Genomic DNA, 25,253 nt, shown 5'->3' with positions numbered 1-25,253 from the left:
GAACAGGTACTACAAGGTGAAGCAGACCACCTGGATGATTTAACTTACGACCCGATAATAGCCTAGGAATTACATCATTTGTAAAAATGTGGATTAAAGGACTACCTCTTAAGTGGTTGTTCCTTTAGCATAAAGTAAAATGGGTTAATTGGTGTATACACCCAAATAATTACAAAATTATACAATTATATCTTCCAATTATTACCTTTTAATTTATGCGAAAGTTTTATGCAACGCTAGTGACTTATCCTGGTAATCGGCTTGCCGCTCGGGTCTGTAACTAGAACTGCAAGGCCCATGACTTTACTTACTTGCTCCTGTATCTGCTGCAATCCCGCTTCTTCCAAAAGTTCCTTATAGTCCAGGTGCGAAAGTTCCTTTTTCATCGGCCTGCCCTCCTAAAAATGTAAGTTTGGCTGATTTATCCACAGTCCTGATGTTTTATTATCTATGCCGTCTTCTGCAGCACCACATCGAAGGGGGCGTCGTTAACCGCCGTAAATATAGTGTTGATATGCCGTCTCCTGAGCTGCTGTCAATTTTGGCCAAACTTCTTGGCCATGAAAGAGCTCGCTCCTTCATTCGACATCTTCTTGGCAATTTCCTCCTGAAATCTATTTTTCGCATGCCGACGCCGGTTTTGCATCCTGGGTTAATCAAATTGGAAACTGGTTTGATTTTTAACGCAGATAAGTTTCGCCAGCCCTCGATCAGCGCGTGGTACTCATCGTAGAAATGCAAGTCCCGGCAAAGATTATCCATAAAGAAGCCCTGCATGACTTGATAAGTTGCCTTATCGATGAAAGAGCCCGGGAGATTAGCCGTATCCAAAAGGTTCTTGAGGGAGCCAACATCAAGTTTTAAAAAGTCGGTTAATCGGGTTTGGTTTATTATTGCTTTTGAGATTATTAATTTTCTGAATAGTAATAACGAATTATTCGCCTGTTTTTTTGCAATTTGCGATATTTCTTTAACCAAGCGTAATTTCGGCTGTCATTTGCTCATCCTGTTTATCTAAATCAACGTAAGGAACTCAAACAGTATAACGTATAACTGTACAGTTTTGAGGCAATGCTATATACTGGAAAGTGAGGTGGTTATTAAATGGGGATATGACGCTTTACAAAATAGGAGAATTGGCGGAACTGGCCGGGGTAAGCAGAAGAACGATCGATTACTATACTAACCTTGGCCTGTTAAAACCCGCGCGGTGGGAGAGCAAATACCGTTATTATTCACAGGATTCTCTGCTGCGGCTTAAACTCATTGAAAGCATGAAAAACCAGAGGCTTACCTTGGATGAGATTAAAGAAAGGATTGAGGCGCTGGACTATGCATTGTCCAGAGGTACCAAGCAAAGCCAGCGGAGAAGTCTGGACATTGACTATTTAAAAGGCCAGTTCAAACAACTGGAAACCCAGCTTGCCCAGCTGCAGCCAATGGTGAGTAATATGGATGCCAATCAGGCGGCAGTTGCAACCAAACAGGTATTAATGCAAAGCATGACGGTGATCCAGTCCTTGCTTTTATACATTAACGAAGTTTCACCTTTTATCTAAAAAATATTTAAAGAAGGAGTGTTCCGAGTTTTATGTTTAAGAAACTGATGGCCAGTTTTGGAGTGGGGGCAGCAAAGGTAAATCTGGTGCTGGAGAATGAACAGTGCCGCATTGGTGAGTCCGTCACCGGGAAGGTGATCGTAGAGGGTGGCAATGTGGCCCAGGGGGTTCACACCCTGGATGTGGATGTTGTGATGAAGGTTAACATCCGGGGGAAGGAAATTAACAAGGTGGTGGATACCGTCAAGGTTGCCCGGGATTTCCGGATAGAGGCCCGGGAAACCAGGGAGCTTCCCTTTGAACACCGTATCCCCAACCACTACCCCATTTCCAGGGGTTCTGTAGCCTATTCACTTGTAACCAAGACGGATATTGCCCAGGCCGTTGATACTGGCGACCACGACAGGTTGGTAGTGCTTCCCAGCAGGCAAATGGCCCTGGTTTTTGATGCCTTACAAACCCTGGGTTTTAAAGAAAAAATCGGCTCCGGGAAGATCGAAAGGTACGGCCAGGAGTTTGAGTTTTATCCTCCGGAACATTTTTCCGACCAATTAAGAGAATTGGAACTTAAATTTTACTCCCAGGGTGATGACTTTAAGTTGTTTTTAGAAATGGAAATGGCCGGCGGCTATATGCGCAGCGGTGTAGAGCACCATACGGAATTACACGTTCCAGTGGAATTGTTAAGGAGTGGCTCTAGCCGGGAACTGGCAAATTATATCCGGGAGTTTCTGGAGAACGAGCTCAGCCAAGTTTATATTCAGGGACCCCGCATGTCTCCCAGTTATCACAGTCACCAACATGCTTCTCACGGTTCCCCATTTGGTGGGTTCATGGGTGGCATGCTGACTGGTATGCTCGGCGGTGCCTTACTGGGTGAACTCTTTGACGGCGATGAAAACGAAGATGCCGGGGATACCGAAGAAATGTCCGGAGGTGGAGAAGAGGGAGACGGCGGCTTTGACTTTGGCGACGAAGAGTTTTAGACTGGCGTGCGTCGGTTGCAAAGCTCTTCAGCACCCACCCATACAGGAGAGGGTATCACCAAAATGGCCCATTTGGTGCGGGCTTATTTCAAGCTGGACGGCCACCATATTCAGTTTAACGTGGTGGATGCCGCCACCCTGCGGGCCGCCCAGCAGTATAGTAAATAAAAGTATACTTGGTAAGTATACTTTACATACTGGAAAGAGGTTGTCCAATGAAGCTAAATCAAGCCACAGATTACGCCTTCCGAGCGGTCTTATTTTTATCCCAGCTTCCCAAGGGACAATTGGCCTAAGCAAAGCTGATTGCGGAACAGGAGAAAATCCCCATCCGGTTTCTGCTAAAAATTCTCCGGCTGCTGACTGCGGCGGGTATTGTGGAATCCTTAAATAATGAATGAGTAAAGAACACTTTGGCACAAGTATTACCCGGAAGGTATCCTTACTCAAATGGACGTGGTTACCAAAAAGCCGGTGATTTCCATTGCTATGCCGGTCAATGACGATCAGGGACAATTTGCGGGTGTCCTGGGCATTGACGTATCCCTGAAAAATATTAATAGGAGTATCTATAAATTAAAGGGAAAAGGAGCAGCATGATTGACTGCTCCTTTTGTGTTTAACGTTTTTGGGGCGGTAAGGAACAAAGTTTTTTCTGTACCTCCCGAATGGCCCCGGTGGAACCTTGGAAGGGGCATATACATAAGGCTTTTTATGGCGCCGGCACATGGCCTCCACATCCGGCAAGCGGTGCGACATCATCTCGGTAACGATCACCACGATGTCTGTGCCTCTTACCTTGGACTCAATGTTTTTGCCCAGGCCGCCCTGGAATCCTGACTCCCAGATAAGACATGCCCCGCGTCGTTCAAACATACGCCGGAAAGATTCCTTGTATAAATCTGCGCCTACCACCAAAACCCTGCGGCCTGATAACAGGGGGTCCGCCACATCCACAGTAGGACGAGGCTTCTCGGCTTGTCTTGTTTTGGCTTCCGCCCGTTCCTCCAGGGTTTGTTCCTCAAACTTCCAGGCGATTCTGGCCCTGGCGATATCTCCCTCCAGATAAGCGACCTCAATCAGATCCCCTTCCTGCAGGCCCAACGAGCGGACTTCCCGGGGATTTAAGGTCAGGGTCGTTTGCTCTTCTTCACTGAAGACCATCCACTCGCCGGCATGATAAAGGAGGGGGGCGATAATGGCCACCCGCTTGCACTTATCTTTTTGATTGTGCCGTTCCAGCACGGTAAACTCGTACAGCATACTGTCATGAAGAGTTCCCAGGGGGTCGGCGGCCAGCCAGTCGCCCTGCTCCACCCCCAGTTTGCGCACCCAAATCTCCGGCATAAATACCTCAGCGTCTTCGCCGTAAATGACGCCGCCCTTGGCCAAACGACTAAAGGGACCGGTAACCCGACCTTCCGGTTCTTCTTCATCGTCCGGGATCAGGACAGTCTCCGGCAGGGGTCGTTCAAACAGCGGTCGGCACTGCTCCAGGGATTTCTCCAGGGTGGATAGGCTTACTAATTCTTCCGGACTAAGCTGACCGTGAAATTTTTCCCGGGTTTGTTTAATTAACTCCATCACTTGGTTTACTGGTTCAATGGAAGGCATAGGCGGCAACCCCCTGTAGATTTTGCTTAGAGTATAAAAAAACGGTGTAATAAAGTAAACAGTTGTTTGTATTTTTAGCAAACAATAAGATATAAAGCTTAATAAAACAAATATGGTTTAAGTATGCCCTTAAGGAAACCCCTGTAAAAAGACGATCTATTTCGTTAAAGGACTATTTAATCATTTGTGGAAATAAAAATTTATCAAAAGGTGAAGGAGTTTACCCATGTCTTTCTGGCGAGCGGTGATCTGCTGCGGTATTCGATTTTTGCCCCTGGCCTATATGGCTTTCATCTGGTTTTTATCAAGCCAGCCCAGGCATTCCGTCATAGACCTCGGCTTTTATGATTCTTTGATCAAGGAAAGCTGCATCTGGTGGAATTTGCCATCCTGTACGGGCTGCTGGTCCTGGCCCTGCTGACGCGGGGTGAATTGACCCGCCGGAAACAAGCTGGCGGTGACACTATCGGTGGTCTATGCCTTTTTGGACGAGTTCCACCAGTCCTTTATCCCCTTCAGGTCCGCCTCGGTAACGGATTTAATCAAAGATATGACAGGCATTGCCTGGTATGGGCTGCAATCAAACAGACCTATTACCGACAAAACAATTCAAAGATAGCCTGTTTCCTGTTCTGGATTACCCGTACATTTGCGCCGGCAGGGGAACAACAGGAGAAAAAGGCGGGACAAAGGCATCCCCGTCTGGTGCGGCGGCATGCTGGAAGACGGCGTAGGCCGGGCCCATAATGTAGCCGTCACCACCCTGCCCGGAGACACCGCCGCCTCCAGTCGGTACTGGGAGCAGGACATCATCCAACCGGAAGTGACGGTGGAAAACGGCCTGATTCAGGTGCCGTCCCAGCCGGGCATCGGCTATGAGCCGGTGCGGGAGATCATTGATCAGTTTACCCTGTACAGTGAGACATTTCGGCGTTAAGAAAGACATAACCTAAGAGGGGGTAGATTTAACTGCACTTTTGAGTACTGATTGAGGCGACCCAATTTCACCCGGAGCGAGTCGTAGTGCTGTCGGTGTGGAGCATTGGAATGAGCGGGGATAACGGAACTCCCTCCCCATGTTTGTGGACAATCTAACGCCAGAAGGCTTACTTACCCTTTTGTTTTGTGTAGGTTGGTATAATTTGCCGCCCCGATCAATAAGGATTAGAGAGATTGTCCTGTTAAGGGGTGACATAATGGAGACCTTTGAACATAAAGTAATCCTGATCTTCTTTACGGCCCTGGGCATTATGATCGGGTCGGTGCTGATCGGTTCCCTGGCAGCGGTGCTGGTCAAAGAACCTTCCCTGGGAGTGATGCTGAAGCTGGCCCGGGATATGAAGATTTGGGCCATTGCCGCCGCCATCGGGGGGACCTTTTCCACCTTTGAGGTCTTTGAGAGCGGCCTGTTTAACGGGGAAATTCGGGCAGTAGCCAAGCAAATCTTTTATATCGTCAGCGCTCTGGCAGGAACCCAGGCCGGGTATTATTTGATCCTGGCCCTGTGCGGGGGGAGTTCCGAATGAAGCCGGCCTTTTCAGGGGCATTGCCTTCCTGCTGCTGGGGATTATATTGGGGGCTGCCGGAACCAATGCATTAATCGGGCAGCAGGTGGATCATCTGACATTGGTTAACATAACCCTCCAGGACCAATTGGAGGATGCCCAAAACGAATTAGAGAAGCTGAAGGAAAGCTCCAAAAAGAAAAAGAAGCAAACCATCACTGCCATTGAGACCTACTTGATCCTGACTTCCCGGGAAGGCTTGACGGAATATGACGAGTTAAGAGTTAAACTGGAGGCCGCCGAGAAGGTAAAGAACTGGCTGAGCCCCCTGTTGGGACAGGATGTGGCCGGCCTGGATACCCTTTGGATTCCCAGTATCGTGGACAACCGGGAGATCGAGGCCAACGGCAATAAATACCGTCTGAGAACTCACCTGGTGATCATCAACGAAAAGCTCACCGTATATTTGAAAGCGACCCTGGTAAAAGGGGAAGCAAGGCAATAAAAAGGCTGCGGCACCCGGATAGGGGGTGCCGCTTGCAGTAAAAGTAAGTACCTCTATTATACGGGTATACGGGGTGAACTTATGCCTGTTTTCTATGCGAAATACCTCAGTGATGAAGAAATCTGGCGCAAAATCGACAAAATCGTTGAAGAGAGGGATGAGGTGCAACAGCTGCTGGCTGAGCCGGAGGTCAGCACCGATCCCCAAAGGATACCCGAGTTAGCTAGAAAACTGCATGATTTAAACCAAAAATGCCTGCTTTTTGATGAATTAAAAAGCCTTGTAAAAGATCTTGATGAGTTGGCAGGGATGATCGGCGGGGAGGAGCTTGACGAAGAACATGAGCTGGCGCCGCTTCACAAGGAATACACAGACCTTTGCAGGGATAAAGCCGGGCAGGTTTACCGGACACTCATGGACATGGGGTTGCTGTCCGAGGAGATAGAAGACGAGACAGATCTGGCTATCCTCAAGTTTATCGATTACGCCGGGCCGGAATATGCCTGGCGGCTGGGGATCAATATCGGCCTTGATGTGGAGGAGTCCCGCCGGCGTTTGGAGGCCCTATTGGAAAAAGGCCTGCTGGAAAAGGTTCCCGGCAACATGCTGGAGGGCTACCACCGGCAAAAGGACTGGACCAAGCACATGAACCACACCTATTACCGAATAACCCGGGAAGGCAGACACTACCTCAGAAAACTGCGCCGGGGGCTGGACGATTTATCGGAAGGCTAAAGCCGTGGTAAGCAAATAACTGCTTCCGTGAAAGGATAGACTTCGCAGTATTCTTTCCAACGACAGCGGTGATCTTCACCCTTGAGGAAATGCTAGTTACTGAAGCCATTTATTAAAAACAAAAATTGTAATAATATAAATACGGGCACCTTTGTGCCCGTATTTATATATCCATCATCATTTAACCACAATGGAAAGCCTGTCGGCCCTTTAGACCAATTTCTTCACCGCTGCCAGGGCGCTGTCGTAATCCGCTTCTTTGGTAATCTCCTTTACGTACTCCACGTACTGAACGGTATTGTTTTGATCCAGCACCACAATGCCCCGGCTCAGGAGACGCAGTTCCTTAATGACAAAGACGTAGGCCAGGCCAAAGGAAAGGTCCTTATGGTCGGACAGGGTTTTCACCTTGTCGATTCTCTGGGCGGCACAGTAGCGTCCCAGGGCAAAGGGGAGGTCCACGCTGAGGGTAAGGATCTGTACACCGTTTAACCAAGCGGCTTCGTGATTAAAGCGGCTGGTTTGCAAATTACAGACCTGGATATCAATTGTGTCATAAACATCATCCTTTTCGGTTTTGTTACTCCAAAAGAGCAGTTAAAATAAACAGGCTTATCCGGTTAGAGGACCTCATAAGTTCACGTTTTTTAGAGACCCTATTGTGAAAGGGGATAATAAATTGTCCTGGTTATTATTAATATTCATGGTCGAACGCATGGGTTTTATTGTTGCCATTGCTTTTTTATTTACCCGCTGGTCTCGTTTTCGCGCTTTACTGGAAAACAAGCCCGTACTAAAGAATAAGTTTCTTTTGGCCTTGATCTTTGGCCTTTTTGGCATTATTGGCACCTACACCGGCATTACCGTGAGTCCGGGTCAGGTACAGCATCAATTTCCCGGTTCACTTTCCTATGAGGATGCCATCGCCAACTCCCGGGCCATCGGGGTCATGGTGGCAGGTCTTTTAGGCGGTCCTCTGACCGGGCTGGGAGCCGGGCTGCTGGCGGGTATCCACAGAATGTCCCTGGGCGGCTTTACCGATGTGGCCTGCGGCATTTCCACCGTTTATGAAGGGCTGCTGGCGGGAGTGGTTTACTGGAAATTACGGCAGCAGGCCGTAATTTCCCCGGGAGTGGCCCTGGCGACCGGGATTGCCGGAGAAATCGGCCAAATGGCCATTATTTTAATGGTGGCCGAACCCTTTCATAAGGCCCTGGCTCTGGTAAAAATTATCGCCGTTCCGATGATCGTGGCCAACAGTTTAGGCATTGCCCTGTTTATCGCCATTGTCCGTACAGTGGTGGAGCATGAACGAACCGTTGGCGCCGTCCAGGCCCAAAAGGCGCTGGCCATTGCCGATAAAACGCTATCCCATTTAAGAACCGGATTAAACTTTGACTCCGCCCTGGCCACTGCCCGCATTATCTATGAGAAATCAGGGGCAGGGGCGGTTGCCATTACGGACCACCGGTTCATTTTAGCCCATGTAGGGGCAGGGGCGGACCACCATTTGCCGGGAGCCCCCATTTTAACGGAAGTTACCAGGCAGGTCCTGGAACGGGGTGAATTGAAAGTTGCTACCAGCCCTTCGGAAATTCTTTGTAAGAACCGGGAGTGTCCTCTGCAGTCGGCCATTGTCGTACCGCTGCACAGTGGAAAAAAGGTTATCGGCACCCTCAAATTATATTTTGTTAAGCGCCGCAAACCGGATAGAATAATGGTGGAATTGGCCCGGGGTCTGGCCCAGCTTTTTTCTACACAGCTGGAATTGGGGGAAGCGGAAAGACAGGCCCGGCTGCTGCAGGATGCCGAGATTAAGGCCCTGCAGGCCCAGATTAACCCGCACTTTTTGTTTAATGCTTTAAATACGGTGGTCTCCTTAATACGAACAAGCCCGGATGACGCCAGAGGAGTGCTGGTCCAGTTGGGCAATTACATCAGGCAAAATTTAAAAAGTTCCTTAAATAAGTGGACCAGCCTGGAAACAGAATTAAAACATGTACAGGCTTACCTGGCAGTGGTGCAGGCACGGTTTTCCAACCGGTTAAACGTGACCGTTGACGTACCCGCAAGGTTCTACGGGATTGCCCTGCCGCCCTTAACCCTGCAGCCCCTGGTAGAAAACGCTATCCAGCACGGGTTTGTCAAAATCACAGAGGAATCTGCGGTTTGTATCGGGGCTATCGAGCATGACGGTGACCTGGTGATAACTGTCAAAGACAACGGCGCGGGAATCCAGCCAGAAAAACTGAAGAATTTATTAGATGAGGAAAAATTACAGGGCAGCGAGGGAATTGGCTTGATGAATGTTCATAGCAGGTTAAAAGGGGTATTCGGTCCTGAATACGGTCTTTCCATTGAAAGTACCCCCAATAAAGGGACAACCGTTCAGTTCAAGATACCTTTAACTGCAAAGAAAGAGGTGTGATGCTTGCGGGTAGTGGTGGTGGACGATGAAGTTCCGGCCCGGGATGAGCTCATGTACCTGTTAAAACAACATTCCGACCTGGAAGTGGTGGCAGAGGCTGACGATGCCCAATCCGCCCTGCAGGCATTGCGGAAAGAGCGTCCGGACGCTGTGTTTTTAGATATATCCATGCCAGGCAGGGACGGCATGGAAGTGGCCAGGCAACTATCCCGTCTAACGGACCCTCCTCTGGTGGTCTTTGCCACGGCTTATGACCAGCATGCAGTGGAAGCCTTTGAGGTTAACGCGGTGGACTACCTGTTAAAACCCTTTTCCCAAGAGCGAGTGGCAGAGACTATAGAGAAACTGCGGCGTCTGGTGAACCAAAGAAAAACCAATCAGCACATTCTACAGAACAAAATTGCCGTCAGTCATGACGACTTGATAAAGCTGCTGGACCCGGAAGAAATTGTCTACGCCGGCCGCCAAGGCAGAGAGGTACTTATTAAAACCGAAGACAATTCCTATACTGTCAGTTACACGTTACAGGGCCTGGAACAGCGGCTGGCAAAGGGGGCGTTCTTTCGACCCCACCACGGCTTTTTGGTCAATGTTAACAAAATTGAAAAAATTGAACCGGCCTTTCAAGGCTACCAACTGGTGATGAAAGATAATGAATCCTCCCGGGTCCCGGTAAGCCGTAACGGCATGAAAGAGATTAAACGGCTACTGGGAATATGACGTCTGACGCATGCATTTTATGCTTGCATTTTGACCGTCTGTGCCTGTGTTTTGACCAGTTATACATGATATAAACATATGATTTTCCTCCTGTATTACAATTTTGTCAATCAGTTATCATTATGGAGGGAAGCACATGATTACCTTTATTGCAGCTGTTCTTTTACTTATTGCCGGGTACTTTACCTACGGTAAGTTCGTAGAAAAAGTATTTGGGGTTAACGAACAAAATGAATGTCCCGCCTACACCAAGCAGGACGGTGTAGACTTCGTTCCCATGGAGTGGAAGCGGGCCGGTCTCATTCAGTTGTTAAACATTGCCGGTTTAGGTCCCATCTTCGGACCCATCATGGGTGCCTGTGGGGTCCCGTGGCCTTTTTATGGATTGTGTTGGGATCGATCTTTGCCGGCGCGGTGCACGATTACTTCTCCGGCATGCTTTCCGTAAGAAACGGTGGTGCCGGCCTGCCGGATATGGTAGGGAAATACCTGGGCAAAGGCATGAAGGCCTTTACCAACTTTTTTGCGCTGATTCTTCTGGTCCTGGTGGGTACCGTATTTATGACCGGTCCGGCCAAGCTGCTGGCAAACCTGACACCGGGGTGGATGACATTAGGCGTTTGGGTTGGCATCATATTAGCTTACTACATTCTTGCCACCCTGCTACCCGTTGACAAGATCATTGGCCGGGTGTACCCGTTCTTTGGCGCACTGCTGCTGGTTATGGCCTTTGGTGTGGGCGGCGCGATGATCCTTCAGGGTTACCAGATTCCTGAGCTGACCCTGGCCAATGTGCACCCGAAAGGCGCTCCCCTTTGGCCGCTGCTGTTTATCACCATTGCCTGCGGCGCTGTTTCCGGTTTCCATGCCACCCAGTCTCCGATTATTGCACGCTGCACGCAAAATGAAAAATATGGCCGTAAAATCTTCTACGGTATGATGATTGCTGAAGGAATCATTGCCTTGATTTGGGCTGCGGCCGGTATGTCCTTCTATGGCAGCTACGAAGGCCTGGCCGCTATGCTGGCGCCCGGTGGCGCCGGTCCTGCCGGTGTGGTTAAGGAAGTGGCTACCACCCTGCTGGGTGCAGTGGGTGGTACCCTGGCAGTGCTGGGCGTTATCGTACTGCCTATTACCTCCGGTGATACCGCCTTCCGCGGCGCCCGAATGCTGATTGCCGACTTCCTGAAAATGAACCAAAAACCCTTCAGTAAACGGCTGGTCATTGCTATCCCGCTGTTCACCGTGGGTTACCTGCTCACACTGATCGACTTTAACTTCCTGTGGCGGTACTTTGCCTGGGCCAACCAGACCACTGCCATGATCATGCTGTGGACAGCCGCTGTTTACCTGGTACAAAATAAAAAGTTCCACTGGGTTGCCTCTGTTCCCGCTGCCTTCATGACGGTGGTGACTTTCACCTACATCCTGATGGCTCCCGAAGGATTTAAGCTGGCCACCGGAATCGCCTACCCCCTGGGCTTTGCCCTGGCTCTGATCCCCATCGGGCTGTTTGTTAAGAAAGTCCTGGGTATGCAAAACGGGCAGCTGACTGTTTCCCCGGCCAAAAAGCCGGTGTAATAAATCCTGTCCCCCTTGGAAGAAACGAATATATCTGTTTCATTCAGGTGATGAGAGTCTATAAACTCTTGTCACCTATTTTATTTCTATGGGACCCCGGTTCAAGGAACAAACCATTCCCTGCCTTAAAAACTTTGCTTCAGGACAATTCAGACTCAAAGCCGACGGCTGCCACTTTCCGGGCAACCCCGGTGCGCTGAGCCATCTCCTCCACAGCCCGGGCCACCGAGGGGGCCACCTCTTTATTAAAGACAGAGGGGATGATGTTCTCGGCTGTCAGCTGCTTATCGGTAATGATGCCGGCCAGGGCGTGGGCGGCGGCAAGGCACATCTCGTCATTGATGGTGCGGGCATGGCAGTTGAGGGCTCCCCGGAAAACACCGGGGAAAGCCAGGGCGTTGTTAATCTGGTTGGCATAATCGGACCGCCCGGTGGCGATAACTCCTGCAATATCATAAATTTCCTCCGGCTGGACTTCCGGGTCGGGGTTCGCCAGGGCAAAGACCACCGGCTTTTCGGACATTTTCAGGATATCTTCCCGGTTCAGCAGGCCCGGCGCGGAGACGCCGACGAACACGTCAGCCCCGGCAATGACTTCCTTCAAACTGCCTTGCAGCCCTGCGGGGTTGGTATGTTCCGCAAGCCAGGCCTTAGAAGGATCTTTGGGCAGATTGTTCTGTGAGATGGCGCCCTTTCTGTCACAGACAATCAAATTATGAACACCGGCGCGGAGCAGTATTTTGGCAATGGCCACCCCGGCAGCGCCGGCTCCGCTCATCACCAATTTAATGCCGTCCATGGTTTTGCCTACCACTTTCAAGGCATTAATCAAACCGGCCACCGTAACAATGGCAGTGCCGTGCTGATCATCGTGAAAAACAGGTATATCTAAAAGTTGGTTTAACCTTTCTTCAATTTCAAAGCACTTAGGGGCGGCAATGTCCTCCAGGTTAATTCCTCCAAAGGCCGGTGCCAGGGCCAGCACAGCATCGATGATCTGTTGAGGTTCATGGACATCCAGGCAAATGGGTACTGCGTCCACATTGGCAAACTGCTTGAACAGAACAGCCTTGCCTTCCATCACCGGCAGCGCCCCGGTGGGCCCCAAATTCCCCAAACCCAGCACCGCCGAGCCGTCGGTTACAATGGCTACGGTATTTCCTTTCATGGTTAATTTATAGGCCATTTCCGGCTCCTGGGCCAGGGTTTCGGAGATCACCGCCACACCGGGCGTATAGACCAGCGACAGGTCCTCCCAGTTTTCGATCCGTCTCTTGGGGATTATTTCAATTTTACCGCCCAGGTGACGGGTGAAGACCCGGTCCGCCACATGAATGACCTGGACATCCGGCATGTTTTGCAATGCCTGAACCAGCTCTTCCAGATGCCCCCTCTCCCGTAAACGAATCATCAAATCCCTGGTTATGTACGACGGGGTGGCAGTAACCAAATCAATGGCCCCAAGGCTGCCCCCTTCCCGGGCAATGACATTGAGTACCCTGGCCAGGGTACCGGGACGGTTTGCAAGCCTTAGTCGGATCGTTATATTCAAAGACATAACCATTAGAAAAATCATCCCTCTTCATAAAAAGTGAAATATTTTTTGGTGGAACAACGTCTTATTTAATAAGTATTATTTACACTTTCATAAACACTGACAACCTATATATTTCATTATTTTATTATCCTGCAAGTTGTTTGAACTTTCAATATTTTAATCATTAATAATAATTAACTTGACGTCAACCGGTATTACTGGGTTTCGCCAAAGGTTTTGCTTTGTTAGCCCGCCTGCTGTTTATTTAGAATAAAGGGCCGGGGGCAACTTAACGAATCCCCGGCTATTTTTATGTCAATTACGTCCCGGAGCAGGTATTTTGTATTTGAAGTTGAAAACTAATTGTCAATCAAGCGGTAAGAAAATTAAGGGAGGTTTAAAATGCAATCCTTAAAACTGAGTGTTCTTCCTGAAAAATATGCTGTCTGGAGACTTTCGCCTGAAGAGCCGGTTCCCGGCCCGGTTTTACAAGGGGCAGGCTTTCTGTCTATAACCAAAACCAATAAGGAATTATCCATTGTATGCAGGGAAGAGCTTGTACCGGAGCATTCGGTTACAGAGTCCGGTTGGCGAATCCTGAAGGTGGCAGGACCATTGGATTTCTCACTAACCGGCATACTTGCCGGATTGGGCCAACCGCTGGCCCGCCAGGGAATCAGTATCTTTGCCCTCTCAACTTATAATACGGATTATCTTTTGGTAAAGGAAGAAAAACTGGATGCTACCATTGCTGTGTTAAAGGGAGAAGGACATCAATTTTTATAGGATAGGTGGCTCCCCCGGAAAACTCTATGGCCTCCTGGGTGCACTTCCGCTGACATTGCCTGCACACGGTGCATTTTTCGCGGTTATAAAGAATTTCTTTATGGAAGCTCTGGCTTTCCGGGTTGTGGCACCAGAGGCAATTCAGGGGGCATCCTTTAAAGAATGTGGTAAGTTAGAAGAGAGACTGTATAGAGCGATAGTTGACTTTTTTCGTCAAATGCGATTATAGTAATAAAAAGTATACTTTGCAAATATACTTTGTTCGACAGAAAAGAGGTATACTTCATGAGGCTAAACCAGGCAACCGATTATGCTTTCCGAGCTGTTTTATATCTATCCCAGCTTCCCAAGGGGCAGTTGGCCGAGGCAAAGGTCATTGCCGAGCAGGAGAAAATCCCGATCCGGTTTCTGCTAAAGATTCTTCGCTCCATGGCAACCGCTGGTATTGTAGAGTCCTTCCGGGGGGTAAGCGGGGGCTATGCCCTGGCCAGGGATCCCAAAGATATTACTATGAAGGATGTTGTGGAAGCGGTGGAGGGCCCCCTGGAAGTGAACCGGTGCTTAGTGGCTCCGGAAGAATGCAACAAACATTTCACTGCCTGGTGTCCATTACACAAAGCCCTTTTTTCCATCCAACAAACCCTGAACAAAGAGTTGGCCGGTTACAATTTTGCAGAACTAAGCAAATGTAAAAACTAGAGGCCTTTTGCATTGGTTAAAGGACTATTGGCGAATCTGTGGAAATTAAAGAATATAAAGCATGCAAGGGGATTTGATGCGATGTCTTTAGGACTATGGGTTACCCGCTCTATTATCCGAGTTTTACCGTTGTCCTATATGATCTTTATCTGGTTTTTATCAAGCCAGCCCAGTCATTCAGTGATTGATCTGGGTTTTTATGATTCTTTGATCAAAGAAAGCCTGCATCTGGTGGAATTTGCCATCCTGTACGGGTTACTGGTTCTGGCTTTTCTTACAGGGGGACCACTAAGTCCGAGAGAAAACAAAATAGCCATCATCATATCAGTGGCCTATGCTTTTGTAGATGAGTTTCACCAATCTTTCATTCCCTCAAGATCGGCCTCTGTGATTGATTTAATAAAGGACACAGCGGGAGTTGCCCTGGTATGGTTTTTTATTAAACAGACTTACTTCCGTAAGGAACAGTCAAAAATAGGGAGGTTTTTGTCTGCAATTACTGATAGGCTGGCCCCTGAGGCAGGGCAACATGGAAGCAAATAATTCTGTATAGAGGCCAAAGGGATAAAGGCCGACAAGCATATTTACCGGGACGCCGGTTACTACGAGGCCAGAGAAGTCCTGGCCAGAAACAAGGATTTCTACAACGTGCACTTCCTGAAACCAAAACACAGGTTCCTGGGACCGGTTATTTCCATTACCGAAGACGGGCGGTAAACCAGAGATTAACGCGATACGTTTAAGTAAATCCCTCAAAAGTACGGGGTGAGCCATGTCTGTTTTCAATACCAAATACCTCAGGGATGAAGAAATATGGTCGGATTTAATTCCGGCCTCTTCTATTTAGAAAAGGTGAAAAAAGTGCCATTCAACTGTCAGATGGCAGTACTTCCCCATCAAAGCCGGCGGATACTACTTTCCTGGCAACGCCGGTTTGTTCGGCGACCTCCTCGACGGCTCGGGCTACTGCGGGGGCCACCTCTTCATTAAAAACAGAGGGGATGATGTTTTCGGCCGTCAACTGCCGGTCGGAAATGATACCGGCCAGAGCATGGGCGGCCGCCAGGCACATCTCGTCATTGATGGTACGGGCATGACAGTTGAGAGCTCCCCGGAAAACGCCTGGGAAGGCCAGGGCATTATTAATCTGGTTGGCATAATCGGACCGGCCGGTGGCAATCACCCCTGCAATATCATAAATTTCTTCCGGCTGGATTTCCGGGTCGGGGTTTGCCAGGGCAAAGACCACAGGCTTCTCGGACATTCTAAGAATATCTTCCCGGTTTAACAGCCCGGGGGCGGAGACACCCACAAACACGTCAGCCCCGGTGATCACTTCTTTCAAACTGCCTTGAATACCTTCCGGATTGATATGCTCCGCAATCCAGGCCTTGGAATGATCTTTAGGCGGATTGTTGCGGGAGATGGCTCCCTGGCGGTCGCAGACAATCAAATTACGAACAACGGCGCGGAGCAGTATTTTGGCAATGGCCACCCCGGCAGCGCCGGCCCCGCTCATCACCAATTTAATGCCGTCCATGGTTTTGCCTACCACTTTCAAGGCATTAATCAAACCGGCCACCGAATGGCAGTGCCGTGCTGATCATCGTGAAAAACAGGTATATCTAAAAGTTGGTTTAACCTTTCTTCAATTTCAAAGCATTTAGGGGCGGCAATGTCCTCCAGGTTAATTCCTCCAAATTCCCCAAACCCAGCACCGCCGAGCCGTCGGTTACAATGGCTACGGTATTTCCTTTCATGGTTAATTTATAGGCCATTTCCGGCTCCTGGGCCAGGGTTTCGGAGATCACCGCCACGCCGGGAGTGTACACCAGCGATAGGTCCTCCCAGTTTTCGATCCGTCTCCGGGGGGTCATTTCAATTTTACCGCCCAGGTGACGGGTGAAGACCCGGTCCGCCACATGAATGACCTGGACATCCGGCATGTTTTGCAATGCCTGAACCAGCTCTTCCAGATGCCCCCTCTCCCGTAAACGAATCATCAAATCCCTGGTTATGTACGACGGGGTAACACTGACAACCTATATATTTTATTATTTTTTATTATCCTGCAAGTTGTTTGAACTTTCAATATTTTAATCATTAATAATAACTAACTTGACGTTAACCGGTATTACTGGTAACGTTACACTTAGAAACTGAGGGAACTGCATTGGTTTCCGAAGGGGGGTTTGATTTTTGAGAGACAAAATTATTCAGGCAGCTATGGAGCAAATTAAAAAATTTGGTTTTAGGAAGTTCACCATTGATGACATTGCCGCAGACCTGGGTATCAGCAAAAAGACTGTCTATAAGTATTTTGACAGTAAAAATCAAATTATCAGCGCGGCGGTAGACGCACACATGGAAATGGAAAAGGCCCGCACAATCGAGGCCATGCAAACTGAAGGAGGCTGGATTGATAAATTTAAAGAGGTTGTATTTTGTGATAACCACGAAAAAGTACCGGACTGGCTGCTGGAGGAACTACAGCGTTTTTTCCCGGAAGAATGGGCCAAGGCCGATGCCATCGGCGAGTTTAAGTGTGAACATGTAAAAAAATTGCTGGCTATTGGCAAAGAAAAGGGCGATATCAGGGATGATCTTCACCCGGCTATTATTGGATTAACCCTGGATAAAACCATCGATGCCCTGTTTGATTATAAATTTTTCACTAGCGTTGCATAAATAAATTTCCAAAATGTCAATATCTAAAATTCTAGAAAAAAACCAATAAATCATTGTTTTTCCAGCAATATCCTGTAAAAATGATTAAAATCTCCTTATAATTGAGGTATAACAGGTAGTCCTGTCCATAATCTCAAAAATAAGGAGACATCGCATGGACAAGGATACCAATAAATCCACATATAATCAACTGTTTCAAGCAATTTATAACGAAAAATTTTTAAGCAATGTCAAAGAATCGGAAGTAGATGCTTACGCGAAAAGCTAACCGTTGTTAAACTAATCCAATTGGTTGCGTATGCTCAGTTAGAGCAACTTGAAGGTCTGCGCCATATCAGTAACAGTTTGAACGATGATAATTTCAGTGCGGCAGTAGGTATAAATTCAATCAGTGCGTCACAGTTGTCCCGTAAGTTAAGAGATTTATCGCCTGAATTAGTTCAGTCTCTGTTTTCTGATATAGTCTATCAGTTTGGTATTGAAATCGGTTTTAAATCAATAAGGCAGGAACTAGGTCGTATTTATCTGATAGACTCCTCAACTATAAGCCTTTGTCTATCCCGATACCGCTGGGCAGAGTTCAGAAAAACTAAAAGTGGAGTTAAACTACACCTCCGTATCCAGCTGTTTGAACAAGGGGTTCTACCTGACAAAGCCATAATTAAACCGGCCAAACCTGCTGACAAAACACAAATGGATGCCTTGGTTGTAGCAAAAGATGCCCTTAACGTCTTTGACCGTGGCTACCTGGATTACAAAAAATTCGACAGTTATTGTAATAACGGCACCAGATTTGTTAGCCGTTTAAAAAGTAACGCAATAGTTGAAACATTAGAGGAATTTCCAACAAACCCGGATAGCCTAATCAAAAAAGACCACAAGGTAATCCTAGCCCGAGTTTACGAATTATTAAATCGTTACTTTACCAATGCTCATAATATTTCAAATGTGAATCCTTGCAATGCTTGATTTTAAAGACATTTTTCATRGGTAGTGCTTGGTATTAGTGGTAAAAATATGTATTACCCTACTGATGATTAACTTTTGCATTGCTTTGGTCGAATAAACAAATAAATTTATGCCTATTTTACYGGATATATTGGTGCTATTGCAGGAATTTGGCACCTCTGTGTCGAAGYATGTATTACCCTACCACTACGACAGGAGRTGGCTATGGCTTCCATCATTAAAAAGAAGAAGAAAAATCAATTTTATTATTATCTGGTTGAGTCCGCCAGGGTTAACGGTAAGCCAAGAATCGTTAATCAAAAATATCTGGGACGTGCAGAAGACATTGCCAAGGTTATTGAAGGTAAATCCGATTTAGACAATCCCAAACACAGTATTGTTTTAGAATTTGGTGCTGTATGTGCTTTGTATGATATCGCCAAACAACTTGGGGTTGTTGAGATAATCGATAAATATGCACCCAARCGGGARCAGGGGCTAAGCGTTGGTGAATATATGCTGCTGGCAGCAATTAACCGGGTTGTTAACCCTGTCAGTAAACACCAAATTGGCGATTGGTACACTAAAACAATGCTTTACAAGCTGTTACCTGCCCAAAAGAATTTGTTATCCAGCCAGCGATTCTGGGATAATATGAGCTTGTTGTCCGAATCCGCCATTAATAATTTTGAAGATGAATTTACCCGGCTCATTGTAAATAAATATAATCTTTCGACGGATTGCCTTATCTATGATACCACCAATTTTTTTACTTATGTTGATACTCTTTCCTCCAGCAAGTTGCCACAGAGAGGCCACAGCAAGGAGAAACGGTCTGACTTGAAAATTGTCGGTCTGGCAATGATGGTTACCCCTGATTTCAATGTTCCTCTTTTTCATGAGGTATACCCGGGTAATGATTATGATTCTGTTCAGTTTAAGGCCGTTATAAGTAAACTTAAGGATCGTTTCATTAAAATTTGTGGTAAACCCAGGAATGTAACCCTTGTTTTTGATAAGGGAAATAATTCCCTGGAAAATATGAAACTTATTAAAGACGGTGACTTACCCTTTAATGTCGTGGGCTCACTTAAACTTTCAGAGCAAAAAGCATTACTGGAAATTCCATCCCGTGAATTTGAGCCGGTTAGCGGAAATGGCCTTGAAAACGTCAAGGTATATCGCACCAAACTTTCCGTTTATGGCCAGGAGATGACCGTTTTAGTTGTTCGCAATCCGGCGCTTTTAGTCGGTCAGATGCAAGGTATAACAAAGAACATTGAAAAATCAACCTTAAAATTGTATGAATTGCAGCAATCCCTGATTAATCGTGCAACTGGCAGGGTTACCAAAGGGCGCAAACCCACTATTGCCTCTGTGCAAAAATATATTGATAACATACTGCACGGGGAATTTATGTCTGACRTTTTCAAAACAAACGTCTATGAGCGTGAAGGCTTTGCCCATCTTGATTTTTCCTTGGATATCAAGCAATTAGAATATATTCAGGAACATTATCTTGGCAAAACTATTTTATTTACAGACAACCATGGCTGGCCGAATGAAAAAATAATCTCCACGTACCGTTCGCAATACCACATTGAAGATGCCTTTAAACAAATGAAAAACACTACATTTTTAGGCTTTCGTCCAATACATCACTGGACTGACCAAAAAATTAGAGTTCATGCATTTTATTGTGTTCTGGCTCTCAGATTGTGCTGTTTATTAAACCGTATTCTCAGTGATAATGGCATTAAAATCAGTATCAATAAAATGCTGTCAATGTTATCTAATATAAAACAGGTAATTACAATTTACCCCAAGAAAGGCAAGTCAAAAAAGGATCGAGAATGTTTTTCATTAACCAAATTAACGCCTGAGGAAAAAAGGGTTTTAGAGATTTTAGACATCAAAAAGTATGCCCTCGGGGGGTAATACGTTTCTATCCCCTGAAAGTCTTGTGGTTACTGGGCTGAGGGGTTATTGTAATCGTTATTTCGTAAACTCACGCTAGGTTAGCCATAGAAAAGGGCGGTATGCATGTAACAGAAGCTTTTATACTTGCTCGCTATTTCATGTTTACGCAAGTATACTTCCATCGAACAAGAAGACTTTTTGACCTTATGCTGACTAATTTTTTAAAGGAAATTCTACCCGGTGGAACATACCCGGCTGATATTAATCAATATCTACAAATGAACGATGATGTCATTTGGTGTATGATGACCAAAGAACAAAAAAATAACGAATGGGCACATCGAATAGTTAACAGAGACTTAATTAGTCTAGTTGATGAATCTCCACCACACTCTGATACCAAAGATAAAAGATACTATAACATGATAGTAAGAGATATTGAAAGAGAATGTGGAAAGGAAAACATAATCACAGACTCTGCCAGTAAGTTACCTCATAAAATTCCTTCTCGTATAGAAGTAGACGATGAAAAGGCTATCCCCGTGATACGCAAGAATTCTACGTTTCCAGTGTCAATCGGGTCTGAGTCGGAGATAATTCAAAACTTAACGAAACCTATTAACATCATACGGATATACGCTAAAAAAGAAGTTTATGAAAGGGCAAAACAAATATATGATGAGAAACAATCAGATGCTTTGGGTGAATGATTATGAATGGAGGGAATTTTATGAGAGAATTGAAGCTTATATATGTAATTAATGAAATATGCAAATATGTAAACCCTGGAAAAAAGGCAATGCAAAAGTTAATCTACTTCTTACAAGAAAAGGGTTTCCAGCTAGGGTATAATTACGGCATTCACCATTATGGTCCATTCTGTTCGTCAGTAGAAAATGATATCCAAAAGCTTGAAATGGATGGTGTTGTAGTAAGGGAGCAATATCGTAATTCCCTTATAATTAAGCCCTCTCAATATCTTAATTTATATTTAAATGATGCTGGAGAAATCCCGCTCAGTAGTAAGGAAAGAGGGGCACTGGATTTTGTATTAACAAGTTTATGTAACATGACCCCTATGGAATTAGAGTTACTTTCAACTGTACACTTTATTGTGAAAGAACTTATTGAGAAGGAAGGAACAGCAAACCATATTAAGGTGGTACAAACTGTTGAAAACATTAAAGGTGACAAATTTAGTGAAAGCGAAATTGAGGATGCTGTTAAGAAACTGTTAGACTTTAACTTTATAGAGAAAAAACGGAACTAACATTTTTCCCTTACCCAGTAGGAGATCACCCTTTTTTCATCAGGTAGTGGTTGTGGCCATTGCATTGCCCGTTCTTGTTTTGAGGGAGAACGGTTGTAATGTAAATCAAAGCCCACCCCTGTTGGGGGTGGGAACAATAATAACCTTTGCTGTGGTTAGATGCTATTGGTATACTTTGATTGACTATTTCTTTTAACCGGCGGCAGGTAAGTTTTGGTTTTAAAACAGTACGCCCCGCCTCCACCATACTATCAGCAAAACAGTATGCTTTCATTCCTTTATAATATTAAGATTTTCGAGCGGTTTTTCGACTGGGGTATCGAAAACCGCTATTTAATTTGGATTACCATTTAGTAGTTGAAATTTCTCTTGGGTCGATCATTCCTTGCCGGGAATACATTCAGAATTCCTTTGGGGAAGTGAGTACCCTAACCCCTAAGTCCAATTAAGCAATATTATGGAATAAATTGCCTTTATAACAAACTCGCAGTATAATTTAAAGGTCATTAAGGGAGCGGTTTTCGCCTAACAATTATAATCAGCATACTTTCAACAGGAGGTGTTCTATTGGCAAAGGAACCTACTATACAAGTTATTCCCCTGGGTGGTCTGGGGGAAATTGGTAAGAACATGACAGCCATTAGATATGGCGAACACATTATATTAATTGATTGTGGACTGGCCTTTCCAGGGGAGGAAATGATGGGCATTGATATTGTTCTACCTGACTATACCTACCTGGTGGAAAACCGGGACAAAGTGCAGGCAGTACTGTTGACCCACGGTCACGAAGACCATATTGGGGGGCTACCTTATTTCCTGAAACAAATCAATGTTCCGGTGTACGGCTCCAGGTTGGCCCTGGGGTTGGTGGATCGTAAGTTGAAGGAGCATCATATGGATGGTCAGTCAACCTTGCTGCCGGTGAAACCCCGGGATAAAGTGGAAATCGGCCCATTCAAAGTGGAATTTATCCGGGTCTCCCACAGCATCCCTGACGCAATGGCCCTGGCCATCCACACTCCGCTGGGGACAGTGGTGCATACGGGGGATTTTAAAATCGACCATACACCGGTGGACGGAGATGTTATAGACCTGCACAAATTTGCCTCTCTGGGGGAGCAGGAGGTACTGGTGATGCTGTCCGACAGCACTAATGCGGAGCGGGAGGGTTACACCCTGTCGGAGCGGCTGGTGGGCAGGTCCTTTGAACAGTATTTCCTGGAAGCAAAAGAGCGAATTATCATTGCCTCCTTTGCTTCCAACATCCACCGGCTGCAGCAGGCCATTTTAACGGCCCATAAATACGAACGCTACGTGGCAGTGGCTGGGCGCAGTATGGTGAACGTGTTGGCGGTGGCCAGCGAACTGGGCTACCTGCATATTCCCGAGGGGATGTTGATTGACCTGGACGAGGTGGACAGGCTGCCCAAGAACCAGGTTGTGATTCTTACCACCGGCAGCCAGGGGGAACCGATGTCTGCTTTAACCCGTATGGCACACGGGGATCACCGGCAAGTAGAGGTGATGCCGGGGGATACAGTAATTATCTCAGCCACACCCATTCCCGGTAATGAAAAACTGGTATCCCGCATCATTAACCAACTCTTTAAGCTGGGAGCCAAAGTAATTTACGAAGGCAGCTCCGATATCCACGTTTCCGGCCACCCCAGCCAGGAAGAACTGAAGCTAATGTTAAACCTCTTGCGACCTAAATATTTTATCCCGGTGCACGGTGAATACCGCATGCTAAAGAAACATGCAGAGCTGGCCCAACAGCTGGGCATCCCCGGAGAGAATATCTTTATAGGGGAAATCGGCCAGGTCTTTACCTTTACCCGCCGCTCCGGCAGGCTGGCCGGGCGCGTCCCCGCCGGTAGAGTGCTGGTAGATGGCCTGGGGGTCGGTGACGTAGGCAACATCGTACTGCGGGATCGTAAGGAGATGGCCCAGGAGGGCATATTAATTGTGGTAGTAACGATGGATAAACAGACCCACCAGGTATTGGCAGGGCCAGATATCGTGTCCCGGGGCTTTGTTTACGTTCGGGAGTCGGAGGCCTTAATGGAAGAGGCTCGGAGGAAAGTAAACGCTGCCCTTGATAAGTGTACCGGTCAGGGGAACTGCGGCTGGGCCTATATTAAACAGGAGATTAAAGGGGCCCTGGGTAAGTTTTTATACGAAAAGACCAGGCGCAAACCTATGATAATGCCCATTATCATGGAAGTGGATAAAAAGACAAACTAGGGTTATAAAATCAAGAATTGCCCCTTAATCGGGATCGGTTTTTTGAGTTTAAAGGATATTGTTAAGCTAAGTTGAGTAAAGGCATGAGACTGGGGGCGGTGATGAGTAGTGGCCTTTGTGCTAACCATTGTTATTGTGGCCATGCTGGCCGGTTATGTATTTGAGTTAGTTATTTAAAAGGAGGAGTGGCTGTGAGCGACAAAGAAAAGTCGGGGCTGGGAGGTCTCGTGGGATTGTTCAAGAAACCTAAAAAAGGCTGCTGCGACATGGAAAGTGTTGAGGTGGAGGAACACCTTGCAAGCAAAGGGGTTCCTCTTTTGCGTATAAATCTATCCTCTAGGGGCAGACAATGAGCCGCCGGGACCATAGGCACTCAGCACAGGAGGGATTATTACCCCAGCAGTCCGATTCGTTGGTGTCGGTATAGGAGCAGCCGTCTACGTATTTGCAGTCGGTGCAGGAGGGAAACTTAAAATCTTTCAGCTTGCTGCGGAAATTGACATAGGCCAAATCGGTCCAGATGTCGCCCAGGGTGGATTCATTGACGTTGCCCAGATAAAAGGGGTATATTTCCTTTTTGCGCCCGTAAATGTAACAATGGTAAGCGTGCATCAGGGCATAGCAGGGAGCCACCTCGCCCCGGTAGGTTACGGTGGCAGCTTTGTCCTCCACAAATTTGCACTGGCGGTCAGTGCGGATTTTCATATAGGGCATCTTGGCCAGCACATTCACCAGGATGGTGTCCTTGCCGTGGTCTAACCAAGTGTCGTCCAGGTCGTAGAGGATTTCATCCTTCATTTCTTCGTTATAGGGCAATACGTTGGTGACAATAACCTGACGGGCCTTTAACTCCAGCGACAGGCGGATAAGCTTGGTCAGCTTATGAAAATTTTTCTTCATGGCCACAAACTCAATACCCAGCTCCGGCAGTTTACTTTTGGCCGCCTCTTTGGCGGTGTTTAAGGCTTTGATGTTGTCCACCACCGGGGCAAAGTCCGTCTGGCGGATTTGGTTATATTCTTCTTCATCGGGGCCGTCCAGGGAAATAAAAATAGCGTTTAAGGGCAGGTTGATAAACTTCTCAATATTCTCCGTTGACAGCAGGGAGCCGTTGGTAATCATTTCCACCCGCAGTCCCAGGGCTTTCACCGCCCGCAGCATATCAAAAATGCGGGGGTGGCTCATGGGTTCACCAAAGCCGCCAAAATGCACCGTTTCCAGCTCCGGCAGTTCCTTCAGCTGGGCCAGTAGCTTCTCAAAGGTGGCCCACTCCATTTGACCCATATCATCCTGCCAGGAGTTGCGGATGCAGGTGGTGCAGGCAAAGTTGCAGAGAGTGGTTACTTCGATATACAGTTTTTTAATGTCCCGCCGCAGGGGGATGATTTTATAGCCCTCCTCGGTGGGCAACAGCAGGGCTTCGGAAGCTTTGGGGTCTGCCGGTAGCAGGCCGATATCGCTCAGTTTAATTCTTTTGCCACCGGCAGATTGTCTTTAGAATGGATATTAATTTTGCTCATGACGT

Annotated in this window: 27 protein-coding genes and 5 pseudogenes; 24 read left to right on the top strand and 8 right to left on the bottom strand. The window is 47.0% G+C overall.

Annotated features, from left to right (window positions below; translation table 11 throughout):
- Positions 1-236 precede the first annotated feature (236 nt).
- Positions 237-386 (bottom strand): PocR ligand-binding domain-containing protein, encoded by a 150-nt coding sequence (locus P378_RS18820; RefSeq protein WP_143338381.1) that lies wholly within the window; start codon positions 384-386, stop codon positions 237-239.
- 58 nt (positions 387-444) lie between these two features.
- Positions 445-978, bottom strand: coding sequence for a hypothetical protein (locus P378_RS19225; RefSeq protein ID WP_180260920.1), 534 nt, complete (start codon positions 976-978; stop codon positions 445-447).
- A gap of 134 nt (positions 979-1,112) precedes the next feature.
- Between P378_RS19225 and P378_RS22660 the strand changes: the two genes are divergently transcribed.
- The 5 genes and pseudogenes from P378_RS22660 (at position 1,113) to P378_RS19220 (ending at position 3,145) form a co-directional block, all read left to right on the top strand.
- Positions 1,113-1,559, top strand: a complete 447-nt coding sequence (locus P378_RS22660) for a MerR family transcriptional regulator (protein ID WP_099081994.1) — start codon at positions 1,113-1,115, stop codon at positions 1,557-1,559.
- A 32-nt stretch (positions 1,560-1,591) separates the two neighbouring features.
- Complete coding sequence (locus tag P378_RS01230) at positions 1,592-2,545, top strand: sporulation protein (RefSeq protein ID WP_099081993.1); 954 nt, start codon at positions 1,592-1,594, stop codon at positions 2,543-2,545.
- A 48-nt stretch (positions 2,546-2,593) separates the two neighbouring features.
- Positions 2,594-2,701, top strand: a pseudogene (locus P378_RS22655) (glycine radical domain-containing protein); the annotation flags it as partial.
- Positions 2,702-2,760: 59 nt separating this feature from the next.
- Positions 2,761-2,931 (top strand): annotated as a pseudogene (locus tag P378_RS20465) (Rrf2 family transcriptional regulator); the annotation flags it as partial.
- Between the two features lie 64 nt (positions 2,932-2,995).
- Entirely contained in the window at positions 2,996-3,145 is a 150-nt protein-coding gene (locus tag P378_RS19220) for a PDC sensor domain-containing protein (RefSeq protein WP_180260919.1), read from the top strand.
- Here the strand turns inward: P378_RS19220 and P378_RS01215 are convergent.
- Entirely contained in the window at positions 3,122-4,159 is a 1,038-nt protein-coding gene (locus P378_RS01215; protein WP_099081991.1) for a DUF2325 domain-containing protein, read from the bottom strand. The genes P378_RS19220 and P378_RS01215 overlap by 24 nt on opposite strands.
- A gap of 226 nt (positions 4,160-4,385) precedes the next feature.
- Here P378_RS01215 and P378_RS20460 point away from each other — a divergent pair, with 226 nt between their 5' ends.
- The 6 genes from P378_RS20460 (at position 4,386) to P378_RS18815 (ending at position 6,904) form a co-directional block, all read left to right on the top strand.
- On the top strand, positions 4,386-4,580 hold the full coding sequence (locus P378_RS20460) for a hypothetical protein (protein ID WP_238472712.1): 195 nt from the start codon (positions 4,386-4,388) through the stop codon (positions 4,578-4,580).
- A 48-nt stretch (positions 4,581-4,628) separates the two neighbouring features.
- Entirely contained in the window at positions 4,629-4,778 is a 150-nt protein-coding gene (locus tag P378_RS20455; RefSeq protein ID WP_238472711.1) for a VanZ family protein, read from the top strand.
- Between the two features lie 30 nt (positions 4,779-4,808).
- Positions 4,809-5,096 (top strand): enolase C-terminal domain-like protein, encoded by a 288-nt coding sequence (locus tag P378_RS01205; protein WP_207653964.1) that lies wholly within the window; start codon positions 4,809-4,811, stop codon positions 5,094-5,096.
- A 259-nt stretch (positions 5,097-5,355) separates the two neighbouring features.
- Positions 5,356-5,685: a YtrH family sporulation protein gene (locus P378_RS01200; RefSeq protein ID WP_099081990.1), complete on the top strand. Its 330-nt coding sequence runs from the start codon at positions 5,356-5,358 to the stop codon at positions 5,683-5,685.
- A gap of 46 nt (positions 5,686-5,731) precedes the next feature.
- Positions 5,732-6,169 carry a sporulation membrane protein YtrI gene (locus P378_RS01195; RefSeq protein WP_238472710.1) on the top strand — a complete coding sequence of 146 codons (438 nt, stop codon included), beginning with the start codon at positions 5,732-5,734 and terminating at the stop codon, positions 6,167-6,169.
- Between the two features lie 81 nt (positions 6,170-6,250).
- A complete protein-coding gene (locus P378_RS18815) occupies positions 6,251-6,904 on the top strand; it encodes a DUF2250 domain-containing protein (RefSeq protein ID WP_143338380.1) in 654 nt (217 codons plus the stop codon).
- A 210-nt stretch (positions 6,905-7,114) separates the two neighbouring features.
- On the opposite strand, the gene tpx is transcribed toward P378_RS18815, so the two are convergent.
- Positions 7,115-7,453, bottom strand: coding sequence for a thiol peroxidase (tpx, locus tag P378_RS01185; RefSeq protein ID WP_274378614.1), 339 nt, complete (start codon positions 7,451-7,453; stop codon positions 7,115-7,117).
- 130 nt (positions 7,454-7,583) lie between these two features.
- Between tpx and P378_RS01180 the strand changes: the two genes are divergently transcribed.
- The 3 genes and pseudogenes from P378_RS01180 (at position 7,584) to P378_RS01170 (ending at position 11,633) form a co-directional block, all read left to right on the top strand.
- The gene (locus tag P378_RS01180; RefSeq protein WP_099081987.1) at positions 7,584-9,332 is read left to right on the top strand and encodes a sensor histidine kinase; all 1,749 of its coding nucleotides are present in this window, start codon (positions 7,584-7,586) and stop codon (positions 9,330-9,332) included.
- Between the two features lie 12 nt (positions 9,333-9,344).
- Positions 9,345-10,052 (top strand): LytR/AlgR family response regulator transcription factor, encoded by a 708-nt coding sequence (locus tag P378_RS01175; protein WP_238472717.1) that lies wholly within the window; start codon positions 9,345-9,347, stop codon positions 10,050-10,052.
- A 136-nt stretch (positions 10,053-10,188) separates the two neighbouring features.
- Positions 10,189-11,633 (top strand): annotated as a pseudogene (locus P378_RS01170) (carbon starvation CstA family protein).
- A gap of 139 nt (positions 11,634-11,772) precedes the next feature.
- Here P378_RS01170 and P378_RS01165 read toward each other — a convergent pair.
- Positions 11,773-13,197, bottom strand: a complete 1,425-nt coding sequence (locus tag P378_RS01165; RefSeq protein ID WP_099081985.1) for an NAD-dependent malic enzyme — start codon at positions 13,195-13,197, stop codon at positions 11,773-11,775.
- Between the two features lie 375 nt (positions 13,198-13,572).
- Between P378_RS01165 and P378_RS01160 the strand changes: the two genes are divergently transcribed.
- The gene (locus tag P378_RS01160; protein WP_099081984.1) at positions 13,573-13,956 is read left to right on the top strand and encodes an ACT domain-containing protein; all 384 of its coding nucleotides are present in this window, start codon (positions 13,573-13,575) and stop codon (positions 13,954-13,956) included.
- On the opposite strand, the gene P378_RS23275 is transcribed toward P378_RS01160, so the two are convergent.
- A complete protein-coding gene (locus P378_RS23275) occupies positions 13,913-14,101 on the bottom strand; it encodes a hypothetical protein (RefSeq protein ID WP_099081983.1) in 189 nt (62 codons plus the stop codon). The genes P378_RS01160 and P378_RS23275 overlap by 44 nt on opposite strands.
- Before the next feature lie 140 nt (positions 14,102-14,241).
- On the opposite strand from P378_RS23275, the gene P378_RS01150 reads away from it, so the two are divergent.
- Together P378_RS01150 and P378_RS01145 are read left to right on the top strand one after the other, a co-directional pair.
- On the top strand, positions 14,242-14,655 hold the full coding sequence (locus P378_RS01150; RefSeq protein WP_099081982.1) for an RrF2 family transcriptional regulator: 414 nt from the start codon (positions 14,242-14,244) through the stop codon (positions 14,653-14,655).
- Positions 14,656-14,667: 12 nt separating this feature from the next.
- The gene (locus tag P378_RS01145; protein ID WP_238472708.1) at positions 14,668-15,198 is read left to right on the top strand and encodes a VanZ family protein; all 531 of its coding nucleotides are present in this window, start codon (positions 14,668-14,670) and stop codon (positions 15,196-15,198) included.
- A gap of 325 nt (positions 15,199-15,523) precedes the next feature.
- Here the strand turns inward: P378_RS01145 and P378_RS01140 are convergent.
- Positions 15,524-16,658: pseudogene (locus P378_RS01140) on the bottom strand (NAD(P)-dependent malic enzyme).
- 196 nt (positions 16,659-16,854) lie between these two features.
- On the opposite strand from P378_RS01140, the gene P378_RS01135 reads away from it, so the two are divergent.
- The 7 genes and pseudogenes from P378_RS01135 to P378_RS19215 all read left to right on the top strand — a co-directional run bounded on the left by P378_RS01135 (position 16,855) and on the right by P378_RS19215 (position 24,081).
- Positions 16,855-17,343 carry a TetR/AcrR family transcriptional regulator gene (locus P378_RS01135; protein WP_099081980.1) on the top strand — a complete coding sequence of 163 codons (489 nt, stop codon included), beginning with the start codon at positions 16,855-16,857 and terminating at the stop codon, positions 17,341-17,343.
- Between the two features lie 154 nt (positions 17,344-17,497).
- Positions 17,498-18,240, top strand: a pseudogene (locus P378_RS01130) (IS4 family transposase); the annotation flags it as partial.
- 276 nt (positions 18,241-18,516) lie between these two features.
- On the top strand, positions 18,517-20,229 hold the full coding sequence (locus P378_RS01125) for an IS1634 family transposase (RefSeq protein ID WP_099081979.1): 1,713 nt from the start codon (positions 18,517-18,519) through the stop codon (positions 20,227-20,229).
- Positions 20,230-20,315: 86 nt separating this feature from the next.
- A complete protein-coding gene (locus tag P378_RS01120) occupies positions 20,316-20,921 on the top strand; it encodes an HD domain-containing protein (RefSeq protein WP_274378613.1) in 606 nt (201 codons plus the stop codon).
- Between the two features lie 20 nt (positions 20,922-20,941).
- Complete coding sequence (locus P378_RS01115) at positions 20,942-21,481, top strand: Panacea domain-containing protein (RefSeq protein WP_099081977.1); 540 nt, start codon at positions 20,942-20,944, stop codon at positions 21,479-21,481.
- A gap of 567 nt (positions 21,482-22,048) precedes the next feature.
- Positions 22,049-23,728 carry a ribonuclease J gene (locus tag P378_RS01110; protein ID WP_099081976.1) on the top strand — a complete coding sequence of 560 codons (1,680 nt, stop codon included), beginning with the start codon at positions 22,049-22,051 and terminating at the stop codon, positions 23,726-23,728.
- Between the two features lie 191 nt (positions 23,729-23,919).
- Positions 23,920-24,081, top strand: a complete 162-nt coding sequence (locus tag P378_RS19215; RefSeq protein WP_180260918.1) for a hypothetical protein — start codon at positions 23,920-23,922, stop codon at positions 24,079-24,081.
- Here P378_RS19215 and P378_RS01105 read toward each other — a convergent pair.
- The gene (locus tag P378_RS01105; protein WP_238472707.1) at positions 24,065-25,138 is read right to left on the bottom strand and encodes a tungsten cofactor oxidoreductase radical SAM maturase; all 1,074 of its coding nucleotides are present in this window, start codon (positions 25,136-25,138) and stop codon (positions 24,065-24,067) included. The genes P378_RS19215 and P378_RS01105 overlap by 17 nt on opposite strands.
- Positions 25,139-25,253 lie beyond the last annotated feature (115 nt).

Source organism: Desulforamulus profundi (genome assembly GCF_002607855.1).
The sequence above is the reverse complement of the archived record's forward strand: the minus strand, read 5'-3'. Positions and strand labels throughout refer to the sequence as shown.

What these genes read in the sequence shown, in the direction of transcription:
- P378_RS18820 (WP_143338381.1), bottom strand. Translation starts at nt 386, where the DNA reads ATGAAAAAGGAACTTTCGCACCTGGACTATAAGGAACTTTTGGAAGAA.
- P378_RS22660 (WP_099081994.1), top strand. Translation starts at nt 1,113, where the DNA reads ATGACGCTTTACAAAATAGGAGAATTGGCGGAACTGGCCGGGGTAAGC.
- P378_RS01230 (WP_099081993.1), top strand. Translation starts at nt 1,592, where the DNA reads ATGTTTAAGAAACTGATGGCCAGTTTTGGAGTGGGGGCAGCAAAGGTA.
- P378_RS19220 (WP_180260919.1), top strand. Translation starts at nt 2,996, where the DNA reads ATGGACGTGGTTACCAAAAAGCCGGTGATTTCCATTGCTATGCCGGTC.
- P378_RS01215 (WP_099081991.1), bottom strand. Translation starts at nt 4,159, where the DNA reads ATGCCTTCCATTGAACCAGTAAACCAAGTGATGGAGTTAATTAAACAA.
- P378_RS20460 (WP_238472712.1), top strand. Translation starts at nt 4,386, where the DNA reads ATGTCTTTCTGGCGAGCGGTGATCTGCTGCGGTATTCGATTTTTGCCC.
- P378_RS01200 (WP_099081990.1), top strand. Translation starts at nt 5,356, where the DNA reads ATGGAGACCTTTGAACATAAAGTAATCCTGATCTTCTTTACGGCCCTG.
- P378_RS18815 (WP_143338380.1), top strand. Translation starts at nt 6,251, where the DNA reads ATGCCTGTTTTCTATGCGAAATACCTCAGTGATGAAGAAATCTGGCGC.
- P378_RS01165 (WP_099081985.1), bottom strand. Translation starts at nt 13,197, where the DNA reads ATGGTTATGTCTTTGAATATAACGATCCGACTAAGGCTTGCAAACCGT.
- P378_RS01160 (WP_099081984.1), top strand. Translation starts at nt 13,573, where the DNA reads ATGCAATCCTTAAAACTGAGTGTTCTTCCTGAAAAATATGCTGTCTGG.
- P378_RS01150 (WP_099081982.1), top strand. Translation starts at nt 14,242, where the DNA reads ATGAGGCTAAACCAGGCAACCGATTATGCTTTCCGAGCTGTTTTATAT.
- P378_RS01115 (WP_099081977.1), top strand. Translation starts at nt 20,942, where the DNA reads ATGAGAGAATTGAAGCTTATATATGTAATTAATGAAATATGCAAATAT.